Below are 15,255 nucleotides of genomic sequence, written 5' to 3'. Positions count from 1 at the left end.
TTGCGGGAGCGACCCTTGGCCAGTTCAGAGCTTGTCGATCTTCAGGTTGTCGATGGCCGTCTGCGCCACTTCACGCCCCCGGTCCGCGAAGTCGCCCTTGCTCGGGTAGCCGACGGTGAGCTTGTACATGTTGCCGGCGGAGGTCTTGTAGTAGAAGATCCGCAGCTCGCGGGGGCGGGGGTTCTGGGTGTCGGTGGTGATGAAGGTGATGGTGTTCTCGGCGGACTTGCGGCCCTGGTACGTGGTCTCGTCGGGATTCGTCTTCGGGTTCTCCGGCATGCTCGCGTCGTAGGCGCCGTTCGCCTTGTACTCGCCGTCGTCGTCGTACATCTCGGCCGCCGCCGAGCCGGCGATCTCGTTGTTGATGTCCTCGGCCTTCTTGTCGAGCCTCAGGCCGATCGAGATGGCGCCGCTCTCGTCGGTGTACGTGACCCAGTGGTCGTCGTCCGTCTTCTCGGGCACGCCCCGCTTGTAGCTGTCGGGCACCGCCATGGAGGCGGCGAGGGACTTCTCCTCGCGGATCTTCCAGTGGTCCGGCAGCGGCCCCGCGAACGGGTCGGCGATCACCAGATACGCCGCCACCGCACCGGCGACGACCGCCGCGCCGATGCCGAGCAGCACCTTGGGCCCCAGCCGGATGCCGGCCTTGACGCCCTCCGGTATGCGTACGACCTGGGTGGTGGCCGGCGTCGGCGGATTGGCGGCCTGTTCCAGCAGCGCACGCGTCTGCGCGGCGTTCGGGCGGCGGGCCGGGTCCTTCTGGAGCAGCCCGTTGATGGCCTCGGCGAGCGGGCCCTGCGCGGCGGCGGGCGGGGCGGGTACGGCGTTGAGGACCGACTGGAGGGTCGCCGGGGTGTTGCTGCGGCGGAACGGCGAGACACCCTCCGTCGCCGCGTAGAGGACGACGCCCAGGGACCACAGGTCGCTCGCCGGGCCCGGGCGCTGGCCCAGCACCCGCTCGGGCGCGATGTACTCGGGCGAGCCGACGAAGCCGCCGGTGTCGGTGAGGTTGGTCTCGCCCTCGATCTGGGCGATGCCGAAGTCGGTGAGGACGACGCGGTCGTGACGGCCGAGCATGACGTTGTCCGGCTTCACGTCACGGTGCAGGATGCCCGCCGCGTGGGCGGCCTCCAGCGCGCCGAGCACTTCGAGGCCGATTCTCGCCGCATCCCGGGCCCCGAGCGTGCCCTCCTGCAACGCGTCCCCCAGCGAACGGCCCTGCACCAGCTCCATCACGATCCAGGGCCGTCCGTCCACGACGGCCACGTCATGGACGTTCACGACGGCAGGGTGGTCGAGCCGGGCCGCGGCGCGTGCCTCGCGGCGCATCCGCTCGAAGGCGGTGTCGCGTTCGCGTTCGGGAAGGTGATCCGGTACGCGGGGCTCCTTGACGGCGACCTCGCGGTCCACCGTCTCGTCCTTGGCCCGCCAGACCGTACCCATGCCGCCGTGCCCGAGCTTGGCGAGCAGCCGGTAACGGTCTGCGATCAGGCGGCCGGTGCCGGGGTCGGGAGTGGGGGTGGGGGCAGGGGCGGGGGCGGGGGCGGGCTCAGGGGAACTCCGCCGAGCCGGTGCGGACGGCCGGGCGGGTGCGGCCTGTTGCGGTACGACCTGGGTGGGCGCCGCGTACGGATTGTCCGGGTGCGGCAGCGGTGCCGCGGGCGGGTTGGGCTGCGGCGGTTGCAGGTCGAAACTCGTCGGCTCGTCGGGCCGATAAGGGGCTCCCCCGTTGTTGCTCATGGCTCCATGCATATCGCGGCAAGCGCTTCGGCATCCAGCGAGAACCCTTTCCGGTCACAGAGCCGTGACCCACGATGCTGCTTATCTCCCCTTTATTCGGAGTTGGCGGGTACGGGGGCCGAAGTCCCCGAAGCGCCCGGTGGGCGAGGCCGGGTGAGCGAAGGGGAGGGGGTGCGGGAGGGAGACGGGGTGAGCGAAGGGGACGGAGTGCGGGAGGGCGACGAGCTACGGGAGGGAGATCCGCTGGGCGAGGAGGTGGTCGCCGTACTGGAGGTGGTCGCCGTGGTGGAAGTGGTGACCGTACTGGAGATGGTCACCGTGGCCGTCCGCCCGACCGATGTGCCCGGCACCGAACTGGTCGGCACGACACCGCCGTCCCCGCCCCCTTTCACCAGCAGCGCCGCCGCCGACACCCCCGCCACCGCCATCGCGGCGACCAGCACGGCGGTGGCCAGCACACTGCGGGGCGAGTAGGTGCGCCCCCCTCTGCTGAACCGTTTCGGCACAGGCAGAAAGCCCGTCACCAGAAACTCCCGCAGCATCCGCTCGGCCCCCGCCGCATCCAGCCGCAGCCCTGGATCGCGCTCCAGCAGCCCCTCCACGACGGGCAGGATCGGCGCCGCCTGCGCGGGCGGACGGATGTCGTCGGACACCACGGCGAGCACGATGCCGCTCAACGAGTCGCGCCGGAACGGCGATTCACCGCTCAGGGCCGCGCACAGCAGCGCGCCCACCGACCACAGGTCGGCGGCCGGGCCGGTCCCGGCGCCGGACATCCGCTCGGGCGCGGTGTACTCGGGCGAGCCGACGAAGGACCCGGACTCGGTGAGCGTGCTGGCGCCCGGCATCTGGGCGATGCCGAAGTCGGTGAGGACGACGCGGTCGGTGCCGTTCTCGATGAGCACGTTGTCCGGCTTGATGTCCCGGTGCAGCACCCCGGCCGCATGGGCCGTGCGCAGCGCGCTCAGCAGGTCGACGCCGATCCGGGCGGCCTCCGGTGCGTCGACGGGGCCCTGTGCCGCGATCCGGTCGGCGAGGGAGTCGCCGTCGATCAACTCCATGACGATGTACGGGCGTTCGTCGTCCTCGACCACGTCATGGACGACCATGACGTGCGGATGGCTGAGCTGCGCCACCGCCTGGGCCTCGCGCAGCGTGCGCTCACGCTGGCGCCGGGCGTCGGCCGCGGAGAGCGTCTCGTCGAGAGGGAGTTCCTTGACGGCCACCCTGCGCCCGAGCAACTGGTCGGTCGCCCGCCACACGACACCCATGCCGCCGCGGCCGAGCTTCGCGTCGAGGCGGTAACGCCCCGCGATCACACGGAAGTTGGCCCCCTCGGTCCCCATGCGCCTCATCATGCCGCACCGGATGGACCGACTCCGGGGTGCCGATCGGCCAACTATGCAAAGCGGCAAAGGCTCTGCAAACCGGCAAAGGGCTTCAGGAACCGGCGCTTCAGGAGCCGTCCGGCTGCCACCCCTGCAGCACCGCCTTGAACTGCTCGCGCGTGGTGCTCCAGCTGCTCGCCGGCGAGGACATGTAGATCGCGTACTCGGTGCCGTCGCGGGCGATGTACGTCTCCTCGATGGCCCGCCGCGGCCCGGGGTAGGGCGTGTCCTTCGCCAGGGCGGTCCAGGTGTACTCCCACTGGGCGCCCTTGCGGTCGCGGTAGAGGTTCTCCTCCATGGCCACCCGCTTGTAGTCGGCCAGCCGCTGGAGCTGTTCCTCCAGGTCACGCTGGTGCTCATACGGGCTGGCGAAGTCGGGCGACCTGTCGACGGCGATCCGGACGAAGTGCCGGCCGTTGTCCGGCGTGTAGTCGATCTGCTTGAGATCGCCGTCGTCCTGGACCACTTTCCGCTTCCAGCCCTTGGGCAGGTCCAGACTGAATCCCAGCGGGTCGTCGACCTTCTCCCAGACGACACCTCCCGGGCCCTTCGACTCCGTGGCACTCGGCTCGGGCGCGACCGAGGCGGACGTACCGTCGCTCTGCAGCGCCCATTTCTGCAGTACGACCGCGGTGCCGCCGCCGATGATCGCGGCGAGGGCGACGACGAGGACGACCGTGCGCAACCGCCGCCGCCGCTTGCCCGGCCGGGCGCCCGTGCCGGTGCCCGTCCTGTCGTGCGGCGGGCCGATCGCGGTCGGGCCGGTCATCGGGGGATACGGCGTCCCGGTGGGCGTCTGGTGCCCGGTGCGGGCCGTGGCTCCGGTGTGCGGGGTCCCGGAGTACTCGGAGCCCGCGTACTCGGGCCCGGTGCGCGCCTCCGGCTCGTACCGGGTGTGCTGCGTCGGCACGAACGCCTGCGCCGTGCTGGGCCTGCGCCCCTCCGCCGCCTCGGCCAGCATCTGCTCGGCCTCGACGGCGCCGGGGCGGGTGGCCGGATCCTTGCGCAGCAGGGCGGTGATCACGGGCGTGAGCGCGCCGCCGTGCTGCGGCGCGGCAGGCTCCTCGTCCACGACCGCCTGCATCGTGGACAGCGGCGAGGTGCGCCGGAACGGCGAGCGGCCCTCCACCGCCGTGTACAGCGTCGCGCCGAGCGCCCACAGGTCGGAGGCGGCGCCCGGGTCATGGCCGCGGACGCGCTCGGGGGCGAGATAGTCGACCGAGCCGACGACCTCTCCGGTGCGGGTGATGGTGGTGTCGCCCTCGATCTGGGCGATACCGAAGTCGGTGAGCAGGACCCGGCCGTCGTCGGCGGAGATCAGGACGTTGCCGGGCTTGACGTCCCGGTGCAGGACCCCGGCGGAGTGCGCGGCGCGCAGGGCCCGCAGCACCCACAGGCCGATCCGGGCGGCCTCGGCCGGCTCGACGCGCCCGCGCTCCTTGACCGCGTCGGCGAGCGAGTGTCCCTCGACCAGCTCCATCACGATCCACGGCCGGCCGTCGTGCTCCAGCACGTCATGGACGGTGACCACGGCGGAGTGGTTGATGCGCGCGGCGGCGCGGGCCTCGGCACGGGTGCGGGCGAGCAGCCGCTCCTGGTCGCTCTCGGAGACATACAGCGCGGCGGTCAGTTCCTTGATCGCGACGGCCCGATGCAGCACCTCATCGTGCGCACGCCAGACTCGGCCCATACCGCCGCTGCCGATCGCGTCGGCGAGCCGGTAGCGCCCCGAAACGAGCTGGCCCTGCATCTGATTCACGTTGCCCCGCAATGCTCTTGACAGGGTCAGACTAAGGACCGGCCGACACTACTGGAACCACGGGGGCGCCAAGGAGACCGCACTGTGATGGTTGTCGCTTTCGCAGCTCGGAAGCAACCATCACACAGGGTTTACGCCCGGAACCAGCCGGTGACTTGATACGTCCGTCGGCCGACGACTTGATACATCCGTCAACCAGTCAGCCGGTGACCTGATACGTCGCCGACGCCTGCTCGAACAGCCGCGTCACCTCGTCCCGCTCGGCCTCCGGACCGCGTACCTGCACCACGTGGTACCGCCCGCCGATCAGGATCGCGAGGTTGCGCACGAACAGCTCGCGCCCCTGGTCGTCGGTCCAGGTGAACTGCCCCTCGGCCATGCTCCGCTCACCGACCCGGATCGACTTCAGCCCGCTGGAGGCGGCCCAGCTGGAGTCGCGGTAGGGCTGCAGCTCCCGCTCGTTCTCCCGCTGGTAGACCATGGGGTCGCTGCCGTACTGGTCCGCGGTGTCCCGCCCCGGTACGACGATGAGGTCGAAGTCGCCGTGCGTGTACACGACCTGACCGCGCCCGTTCTTCGGCGTGCGGTCCCAGCCGTTGGCCACGGCGACCTGGAAACCGGCCGAGTCCTCACGGAGGGTGAAACCGTCGGGGACCTCGGGGTCGTTGGACTGAGCCTCGGTCGAACCGGCCGACTCGGAAGGGCCGTTGCCGGACTCCGGGGACGTCTGGTCGGGCCGCGGCTCACTGCTCGCCTCCGCGGACTGCTCCGGCGTCGCCTGATCGGCCCGGCCCGCGGCGCCGGTGCGATCGGCGTCCGCGGTGGCGCCGTCGCCCTGGCCGGCCTTCGGCATGAACAGCATGGCGTACGCGATCGCCGCGGCCATGCCCAGCAGGACGAGCAGCAGCAGCGTCCGGCCGAGTCTCCGCGGCGAGGGCTCCTCCTGCCTGGCCCGCTTGTGCCGCCCGTGATGCGCGGGCAGCCCGGCCCGCCGCCGGCGCACCAGCTCGCCGCGGCGCCGCACGATCGGCAGCCGGTTCGGGTCGACCGGCGGCGCGGCGACGACATGCGTACCGGCGTCCGGTTCGGGCGCCGACCGCACCAGCGACCGCAGCCAGCCGCCCAGCTCCTCGAAGTCGAGGCGGTCGGTGGGGTCCTGACGCAGCAACGACTCCACGACCGGCCTGAGCGGCCCGCACTCCTCGGCGAAGGCGGGCGGCTCCGCGCACACCATCTGCACCAGCTCGGCCGTCGACTCCTCCGGATACGGCGCATGCCCCTGCACGGCGCGGAAGAGCAGCGCCCCCAGCGCCCACAGATCGGTCGCGGGCCCGATCGGCGCGGCCAGCTGCCAGTTCTCATGCACCGGCCCGGCCTGCTCCGGAGCCCACCGCTCGGTCACGGGCCCCACCACAGCCATCCGCGCCTGCCGAGCCCGCTCCGCGGCCAGCGCGGTGGCGGGACCACGGTGAGCGGGGGTACGGGCCACGAGATCGTCCCAGCGGGCCGGGGAGTGGGGGGCACCGTCGGGGGCGGAGGACGCGGAGGGCCCGGAGGGAGCGGCGGAGGCGGAGCTGCCTGTCGCCAGGGAGCCGGTGGGGATGGGCGCGCCCGGGGTGGGCAAGCCGGTGGGACCTGGGGCTCGGACGGCCTGCGTGGGGAAGGTGCCGGTGCCTGGTGTGGGGAGGCCCTGCGTGGCGGAGCCGTCAACGCCGGGAGCGGGGAGACCCTGCGTGGGGAAGGTGCCGGTGCCTGGAGCGGGCACGCCCTGCACGGGGGAGCCGTCAACGCCGGGAGCGGGGAGACCCTGCGTGGGGAAGGCGCCAGTGCCTGGAGCGGGCACGCCCTGCACGGGGGAGCCGTCTACGCCAGGAGCGGCGAACCCCGTCGTGGAGGAGCCCATGGCGCCGGGGGCCGGGAGGCCTTGCGCCGGGAAGCCGCCCGTGCCTGGCGCAGGCACGCCCCGCGTCGGGAAGCCGTCGGTGCCGTCAGGCCGGGGCTGGGCGTCCGGGCCCGCCGGAGGCAGTGCCGTGCGGTCACGGCTCTCGTCCGTGGGTATGCCGCCGACCGCACCGCTTCGAGGCGCCGCGCCGTGCCAGGGCGTGGCCTGCACGCCGTACGGGTCGGCGATCTGGCCCGGAGGTGTGGTGGCGCCGTTGGTGGAGGGGTGGGGCTGGGAGGGGTACGGCGGTGTGGGGTACGGGTGCTGTGCCGAACCATTGGTGTGGGCGGCGGGGCCGCCTTCGGGTGCCGGGCGGGCTCCGGGCAGCGCGGCCCGGCCGTTCTGCTGCCCCTCCTGGACGCGGGCCGCGGCACGCGCCCCCGCCCGATACGCGGCGATCGCTCCGGCCCGCGCCGCCCTGATGTCCCCGCCGGTTTCAAGGGCCCCGTGCGGCGCCGCATCGGACCCCCCGGTGCCGTTGCCCACCTCGCCCCCGGGCGCCGGCAGCCCACCGGCCGCACGCGCCTCGATGGCGGCACGCCGGGCGGCCTCGGGATCCGCGTCACCGGAACCGGGTCCACCCATCCCACCGATCCCACCGGCCCCGCTCGCGCCCGCGAGCTCACCGGGACGCCCCGCGCCACCGGAACCGGGCCCACCACCAAGCACCTCGACCGACGCGCCCGCGCCCGCGCCACCGGCGCCGTCCTCGACCGGCACCGGGTCATACCCGCACAGCGCCTCCTCGGCGGCCCCGACCGCGAGCCCGGTCAGCATGACCCGGCCGTCGTCGCAGACGAGCACCGTGCGCGCGGTGATGTTCCGATGCACCCAGCCATGGGCGTGCAGTACCCGCAACGCCATGAGCACGTCGGCGGCGACCTCGGCGGCCCGATACGGCGTCAACGGCTTCTCGGCGAGCAACGCGGCCAACGGACGCGCGGCCACCAACTCGCTCACTATCCACAGCGAACCGCCCTCGGCGAACACGTCGAAGACCTGGTCCAGCCGCGGATGGTCGGGGATCCGCGCCGCGGCCTGCGCCGCCTCGACCGCCCGCCGCACGGCGGGATCGCTGGGCCGACGCGCACTAGAACGCCCCGAGGGCCGTCGCCCCGCCCCGCGGTCCCGCGTCTCCCGTGCGGTGAAACCGTCGGGCAGCCCCTCGGCGTCGAGCACCTCCGCCTCGACGACCTCCGGCAACGGCACCTGCCGGACCAGGACTTCCTGCCCGCTGTAGGTGTCGAAGGCATGGGACTCGGTGAGTTCGTACTCGTCGGAAGGCGGCAGCGGCAGGCGGTAGCGGTCGGCGAGTACCCGACCCGCATAGTCGTCCACGTTGCCTCCCCCGGCCGCCCGGTTGGTCAATCCCGTTCGCCTTGCGTCCCGTTTCGAACGCAGGACTGGATGCGTACGGTCCGCAATCATTCACGATACGTGCCGGAGGCAACCCACAAAGAGGGGTTGCCGTATCTCACGGCTCAAACCCGACCGCAACCCGGAACCGAGACCAGCTCAGTTCACGACTTCGGCTTGAACGAATCCGTCAGCGTCCGCCATGTCTCCTTGCGCAGGCCGCTGTCCCAGTTCGCACCCTTCGCGGTGTACATCAGCGCATATCCGAGTTGGCCGTTCACCACGAACCCACGGTCGATCGTCCGGTACTTCGTCCCGCCCTCGTCATAAGTGAACTCCCAGTCGGCCGTGTTCCAACCGCGGTAGTCCGCCTTCTCTATCCGGATCCGCTCGTACTGGGAGCGCTCCATGTACCGCTCCTGGTTCTTCCAGTCCGCCACCGGGTCGTCCTTCGGCGTGGACGTCCAGGCGACGAGCAGCTTCTGTCCGTCGGGCCCGGTGAACCGGTCCCCCGCCGACGCCGAGGACTGGAACTTCCACCCGTCGGGCAGCCCGATCGAGTACCCCTGGCCCCCCTGGTGCGTCGACTTGGCCCCGCTGTCGCTCCCGGACCCCGCCTCGGCACCGCTCTCACCGGTCGCGCTCGCCCCGGCGCTCGGCGTGCTCCCGCCCTTCGCCCCGGTGGTCGCGGACGCGGTCGCCGCACCGTCCGTGTGCGTACCGCCGCCCTTGTCCTGCTTGGTGTCGGCACTCCCGCTCGCACGGGCAGAGGCCTTCGCGCCCCCGCCGCCGCTCGCCGACGCCTTCGAATCGTCACCGCCGTTGAACGTGATGGCCAGCACCACGGCGACCACCACAAGCACCACGACGGCCGCGATGATCACCAGCGTCCGCTTCGGCACCACATCGCTGAGCGGCGCTCTCGGCACAGGCCGCGACGGCAGATCCGGCGGCGTCATCACGGGCCACCCCGAACTCCGGCCCCCGCTCTGCACCTTCGCCGTCTTGGCATCCCCCTCACCGACACCCGCACCGGCCGCGGCCCCGGCGCTGGAGCTCCCACTTCCACCGGAGCTCACACGAGTGACCTCGGAACCGGCAGCAGCCTTGGCACCGGAACCAGCACCGGAACCCCGCTCCGCAGCCTCCGCACCCGACGCCGCCTTGGCCCCGCCCACGCCCGTGGACGCCGCCCCACCAGCCGCCCGACCGGACTCGGCCGCCTCGGACCCCGCGCCGGCTCCCGAACCAGCGGCCTCGCTCCCGGACTTGGCCCGAGACGCAGCCGCCGCTCCGGCCGCCCCCGCGCTCACCGCGGCCTTCCGCACGGACCGCAGCGCCCCGCGCAACCGCTCCCCGGCCTCCTCACCCCGCTTGCCACCGGACCCGGACCCGGCACCCGAACGGCTCTTGCCCTCGGGCGAGTCGGGCTGCGGCGGCAGCGGCACGACCCGCGTCGCGTCCAGCGGCTCCGGCTCGTCCTTGGGGTCGGGCGCGTGGATGACGGCCCTGAGCATCGCCCGCGCTCCGGCGTCGTCGAGCCGCTTGACGGGATCCTTGGTGAGCAGGCCGTAGATGACGTCCTTCAGCGGCCCCGCGTTCTTCGGCTCCTCCATCGGCTCGGTCATCACCGCCGTCAGCGTGGCGATCGCGGAGCCCTTGTCGTACGGCGGCACCCCCTCGACCGACGCGTACAACAGCCCGCCAAGCGACCAGAGGTCGGCCGCCGGACCCGGCTTGTGGCCGCGGGCCCGTTCCGGGGAGATGTAGGAGGGCGCGCCGACGAGCATGCCGGTCGAGGTGATGGACGGGTCGCCCTCGACCTGGGCGATGCCGAAGTCGGTGAGCACGACCCGGTCGGTGTCGGACTCCAGCAGGACGTTCGACGGCTTCACGTCACGGTGCAGGATGCCCTCGCGGTGCGCGGAGCGCAGCACGTCGAGGATGGCCAGACCGACCTCGGCCGCCCGCTTGGGCTCCAGGAGGCCGTCCTCCCGGATGACCTCGGCGAGCGACTTGCCCTCGACCAGCTCCATCACGATCCACGGCCGGTCGTCCTCCTCGACGACGTCGAACACCGTGACCGCGCTGTTGTTGCGGATCCGCGCGATCGCCTTGGCCTCACGCAGTGTGCGCGTGATGAGGCGACGCTTCTCCTCCTCGTCGATGTTCGACGGGAACCGCAGCTCCTTGACGGCGACCGTCCGCCCCAGAGTCTCGTCCTCGGCGCGCCACACCGTGCCCATGCCGCCTCGGCCGAGTACTCCTCCCAGCCGGTACCGCCCCGCGAGGAGACGCTCGTGGTTGTCCTGACGAGTGTCCTGACGGGATGTCCCCGCCCGCTCCGCCTCCGACATGCGTCCCCTCATACAACCCGCCCTGACAGAGCCTCCATTGTCTCTCACCCGACAAGTGCCCAACGCCCAGGGTGCCCGTCGCGCCGCCACACGGCCGCACGACCCGAACCTCTCCGCCACATCACACCCGAGCCCCGCTGAATCGCACATTCCGCTGCCCGGCATGATGGGCCGCGGCAAGGGAAGGAACCCGCAATGGCACGACCGGCGACGCCGCTGTTCCGGACGCTACTGGGCGTTCCTGTGTGCCTGTCCCTGCTGGGTCTGGTGTCCGTGGCGCTGCTCGGTCTGGCCCCTATCGCCGCATCGGCGCCCCCGGCACGGGCGACGGGCGCCCTCCTTCCTCTGCTCGTCTCCCAGGGCAAGGCCCCCGCCGCGGTCCTGCTCGCCCGCGAGGAGACCGGCACCCGCTACGCCCAGGCCGGCCAGGGCGTCGACCTCACCGACCACTTCCGCGCCGGCAGCATCACCAAGAGCTTCATCGCGACGGTCGTACTGCAACTGGCCGCCGAAGGACAGCTGTCCCTCTCCGACACGGTGGAGCGGTACCTGCCGGGCCTGGTGCGCGGGGCGGGCAACGACGGGCGCGCGCTGGCCCTTCGTTCCCTGCTGACCCACACCAGCGGCCTGTACGACTTCACCGCCGAGACCGGGGGCACCGTCCCCGTCACGCCGCTTCAGGCCCTGCGCATCGCGCTCACCCACCCCCCTGCCGAACGCGGCAGCTACTCCTACTCGAACACCAACTACGTCCTGCTCGGCCTGGTCATCGAGCGGGTCACGGGCCGCTCGTACGCCGCCGAGGCCGAGCGGCGCATCATCGCTCCGCTGGGTCTGGCCGGCAGCTCCTTCCCTGGCTCCCGCACCTCTCTCCCCTCCCCGCACGGCCGCGCCTACGCCACCGACGGGACCGACGTCACCGAACTCGACCCGCGGGTGGCCGGCGCCGCGGGCGAGCTGGTGACCACGCTCGCCGATCTGGACCGCTTCTACGCCGCACTGCTCGGCGGGCGGCTGCTGCCCCCGCGCTGGCTGCGCGAGATGCTCGACACCCGTGCCGCGCATGGCTCGTACGGCATGGGGCTCTTTCCCACAAAATTGCCGTGCGGCACCGTCGTGTGGGGGCACAACGGGCGCATCTCCGGCAGCTACGTGCGCTCCGCGGCCACCGTCGGCGGTCGTCGTGTCCTGACCTTCCGGGTGAACACGACGGCGATCGCAGATCCCGGTCTCGAACCCCGGCTGCTCGCCGCCGAGTTCTGCCCTCGCACCAGGTAGAACGGACGGGGTTCGAGCAGATATCCCCACTTCCGTCGCCCGTTCGGGTGACGTTCCCCGGTTCGGGGCCGCCGGATTCCTACAGCGGCACGATGTCCGGCGCCCCCAGCCGCGCCGCGTCCGCCGTCAGGTCGTCGGGCTGCCGCTGCGACTCCCGCTCGGCCTCCACCCGCTTCTCGTAGTGTTCGACCTCGCGCTCGATGTGGTCCTTGTCCCAGCCCAGCACCGGCGCCATCAGCTCGGCCGCCTCGCGTGCGCACCGGGTCCCGCGGTCGAACGTCTCGATCGAGATGCGCGTCCGCCGCGTCAGCACGTCGTCCAGGTGCCGCGCGCCCTCGTGCGAGGCGGCGTACACGATCTCGGCGCGCAGATAGTCGTCGGCCGAGTGCAGGGGCTCGCCCAGCGCGGGATTCGCGGCGATGAGCTCCAGCACCTCCTCCGCCAGCGACCCGAACCGGTTCAACAGGTGCTCCACCCGCACCACATGAAGGCCCGTCCGCGCGGCGATCCGCGCCCGCGCGTTCCACAGCGCCCGGTACCCCTCGGCACCCAGCAGCGGGATGTCCTCCGTGACGCACTCGGCGACCCGCATGTCGAGCCCGTGCACCGCCGCGTCCACCGCGTCCTTGGCCATCACCCGGTACGTCGTGTACTTGCCGCCGGCCACGACGACGAGCCCGGGCACCGGGTGGGCCACGGTGTGCTCGCGCGACAGCTTGCTGGTGGCGTCCGACTCACCCGCGAGCAGGGGCCGCAGTCCGGCGTACACGCCCTCCACGTCGTCGCGCGTCAGGGGCACCGCGAGCACCGAGTTCACGTGTTCCAGCAGGTAGTCGATGTCCGCGCTGGACGCGGCCGGGTGGGCCTTGTCGAGGTCCCAGTCGGTGTCGGTGGTGCCGACGATCCAGTGCCGGCCCCAGGGGATGACGAACAGCACGGACTTCTCGGTGCGCAGGATCAGGCCCGTCGAGGAGTGGATGCGGTCCTTGGGGACGACCAGGTGGATGCCCTTGGAGGCGCGCACATGGAACTGCCCGCGCTCCCCCACCATCGACTGGGTGTCGTCGGTCCACACCCCGGTCGCGTTGACGACCTGCTTGGCGCGGATCTCGTACTCCCCGCCCGCCTCGACGTCCTGCACCCGCGCACCGACGACACGCTCGCCCTCGCGCAGAAACGCGGTGACACGCGCGCGGTTGGCGACCTTCGCGCCGTAGGCCGCCGCCGTGCGCACGAGGGTGGCCACATAGCGGGCGTCGTCCATCTGTGCGTCGTAGTACTGCAACGCGCCGACCAGCGCTTCCTTCCTCAGGGCGGGGGCGACGCGCAGGGCGTGACTGCGGGTCAGGTGGCGGTGCAGGGGCAGGCCGCGCCCATGGCCCCGGGCCATCGACATCACGTCGTAGAGCGCGACGCCCGCACCGGCGTACAGACGCTCCCAGCCCTTGTGCTGCAGCGGGTACAGGAACGGCACCGGCTTCACGAGGTGTGGTGCGAGCCGCTCCAGCAGCAGGCCGCGCTCCTTCAATGCCTCCCGTACGAGCACGAAGTCGAGCATCTCCAGATAGCGCAGGCCTCCGTGGATCAGCTTGCTGGACCTGCTGGACGTGCCCGAGGCCCAGTCGCGGGCCTCGACCAGGCCGGTGGACAGTCCGCGGGTCATCGCGTCGAGGGCGGTGCCCGCGCCCACGACACCGCCGCCCACGACCAGTAGGTCCAGCTCGCGCTCGGCCATCGCTGCCAGTGACTCGGCGCGTTCCGCCGGCCCCAGTGTCGCTGTCCTCACCGCTGCCTCCCGCTCATCGGTCGCGTAGGCCGCACCCGTCGGGCGAAGCCCGGTTCGAACCCCCCATGCCCAAATTCTGACCGGCTTGCCCAACTTCAGCCACTACGCACCCTCACCCTGTGGACAACACTCAAGGAAACGCGATCATTCAATCCAGCAAATCGGTCATATTTACTCCTAGTCTGACATTGCGCCCCCTCGTTCTGTCCACAGGGCTTGCGCACCTGCTTCGCTTCGGTTATTGGGAAGGACGGCCCACGCCATGCCCGCAGATCTCGCCGTCATCGGACTAGGCCCGTACGGCCTGCCGCTGGCCAAGGCCGCCATCGCCGTCGGCATCCCCACGCTCGGTTACCGAACCGGGCCCGAGCCCGGCTCCCTCAGTCCCGCAGAACTGCGCCGGATGCTCTCGGGGGGCTTCCGGCACGCCACCAACCCGGCCGAACTCGGCCGGGTACGGACCGCCGTCATCTGCCCGCCCACCCCGCGCGGCACGGACGGCGGGCTCGACCTGAGCCAGCTGGAGACGGCCGCCCGCACCCTGGCGGCCCAGCTGCGCCAGCACACCACCGTCATCCTGGAGTCGCCCGTACCCCCGGGCACCACCGAGAACGTCCTGCGCCCGCTCCTCGAAGAGGGCTCGGGGATGCGCGCCGGCCGCGACTTCCACCTGGCCTACTCCCCCAGTCGCGTCGACCCCGGCAACCGCCACTTCACACCCGCCAACACCCCCAAGGTGATCGGCGGCCTCACCCCCGCGTGCACCGAGTCGGCGGCCGCCTTCTACGGCCGTCTCACCGACAAGGTGGTACGCGCGCGTGGCCCGCGTGAGGCGGAGACCGTGCAGGTGCTGGAGACCAACTTCCGGCACGTCAACATCGCCCTCGTCAACGAAATGGCCGTCCTCTGCCATGACTTGGGCGTCGACCTGTGGGACGTCATCCGCTGTGCGGAGACCAAGCCGTTCGGCTTCCAGGCCTTCCGACCCGGCCCCGGCGTCGGCGGCCACGCCGTCCCCCAGGACCTCACCGGCCCCGCCGGCCGTACCCTGCGCATGGTCGAACTGGCCGAGCAGGTCAACAGCCAGATGCCGCGCTACGTCGTCCAGCGCGCCGCCGCCCTCCTCAACGAACACGGCAAATCCGTGCGCGCCGCCCGCATCCTCCTCCTCGGCGTCACCTACAAGCCCGACCTCGCCGACCAGCAGTCCACCCCCGCCCAGGAGGTCGCCATCCGCCTGCTGGAGCTGGGCGCCTCCATCAGCTACCACGACCCCTACGTCGCCTCCTGGAGCATCCTGGACCGCCCGGTCCCCCGCGCGGACGCCCTGTACGAGGCCGTCGCGGAGGCCGACCTGACGATCCTGCTCCAGCAGCATCGGACGTACGACCTGCAGGGGCTGTCGGTGAAGGCGCAACTGTTGCTGGACACGCGGGGGGCGGCGCCCACCGGGGCGGCGCATCGGTTGTGACACACCGGTAGGCGCGCCCCCAAACACGCCCCCACCCAGCCCCACTTGGGCACGCAAAAGGGGGGGGGGGGGGGCCCCCCCCGGGGGGGGGGCGGCGCGCGACGGGGAAAAACAAGAACAACAACTCTAACGCACAACGCGTCGATGGGACGCGCGCCCACCCACAGCCCAGACACCC

General features: G+C 72.0%; 8 protein-coding genes. 2 read left to right on the top strand and 6 right to left on the bottom strand.

Features of this window, described 5'->3' with window-relative positions; translation table 11 throughout:
• Positions 1–24: 24 nt before the first annotated feature.
• The 5 genes from ACFWYS_RS01515 to ACFWYS_RS01495 form a co-directional block, all read right to left on the bottom strand.
• Positions 25–1,740 carry a serine/threonine-protein kinase gene (locus ACFWYS_RS01515; protein ID WP_384761964.1) on the bottom strand — a complete coding sequence of 572 codons (1,716 nt, stop codon included), beginning with the start codon at positions 1,738–1,740 and terminating at the stop codon, positions 25–27.
• Between the two features lie 92 nt (positions 1,741–1,832).
• Entirely contained in the window at positions 1,833–3,086 is a 1,254-nt protein-coding gene (locus ACFWYS_RS01510; protein ID WP_384761962.1) for a serine/threonine-protein kinase, read from the bottom strand.
• Positions 3,087–3,195: 109 nt separating this feature from the next.
• Positions 3,196–4,878: a serine/threonine-protein kinase gene (locus ACFWYS_RS01505; RefSeq protein ID WP_384761960.1), complete on the bottom strand. Its 1,683-nt coding sequence runs from the start codon at positions 4,876–4,878 to the stop codon at positions 3,196–3,198.
• Positions 4,879–5,086: 208 nt separating this feature from the next.
• Positions 5,087–8,167 (bottom strand): protein kinase, encoded by a 3,081-nt coding sequence (locus ACFWYS_RS01500; protein WP_384761958.1) that lies wholly within the window; start codon positions 8,165–8,167, stop codon positions 5,087–5,089.
• Positions 8,168–8,349: 182 nt separating this feature from the next.
• A complete protein-coding gene (locus ACFWYS_RS01495; protein WP_384761956.1) occupies positions 8,350–10,542 on the bottom strand; it encodes a serine/threonine-protein kinase in 2,193 nt (730 codons plus the stop codon).
• 195 nt (positions 10,543–10,737) lie between these two features.
• Here ACFWYS_RS01495 and ACFWYS_RS01490 point away from each other — a divergent pair, with 195 nt between their 5' ends.
• Positions 10,738–11,820, top strand: coding sequence for a serine hydrolase domain-containing protein (locus tag ACFWYS_RS01490; RefSeq protein WP_384761954.1), 1,083 nt, complete (start codon positions 10,738–10,740; stop codon positions 11,818–11,820).
• A gap of 79 nt (positions 11,821–11,899) precedes the next feature.
• Here the strand turns inward: ACFWYS_RS01490 and ACFWYS_RS01485 are convergent, their stop codons facing one another.
• On the bottom strand, positions 11,900–13,606 hold the full coding sequence (locus ACFWYS_RS01485; RefSeq protein WP_384761952.1) for a glycerol-3-phosphate dehydrogenase/oxidase: 1,707 nt from the start codon (positions 13,604–13,606) through the stop codon (positions 11,900–11,902).
• A gap of 262 nt (positions 13,607–13,868) precedes the next feature.
• On the opposite strand from ACFWYS_RS01485, the gene ACFWYS_RS01480 reads away from it, so the two are divergent.
• Positions 13,869–15,077 (top strand): nucleotide sugar dehydrogenase, encoded by a 1,209-nt coding sequence (locus tag ACFWYS_RS01480; RefSeq protein WP_384761950.1) that lies wholly within the window; start codon positions 13,869–13,871, stop codon positions 15,075–15,077.
• Positions 15,078–15,255: the final 178 nt, after the last annotated feature.

The organism is Streptomyces sp. NPDC059010 (assembly GCF_042740355.1).
Lineage (GTDB): Bacteria > Actinomycetota > Actinomycetes > Streptomycetales > Streptomycetaceae > Streptomyces.
This window is presented reverse-complemented; position numbering and strand designations above follow the sequence as displayed.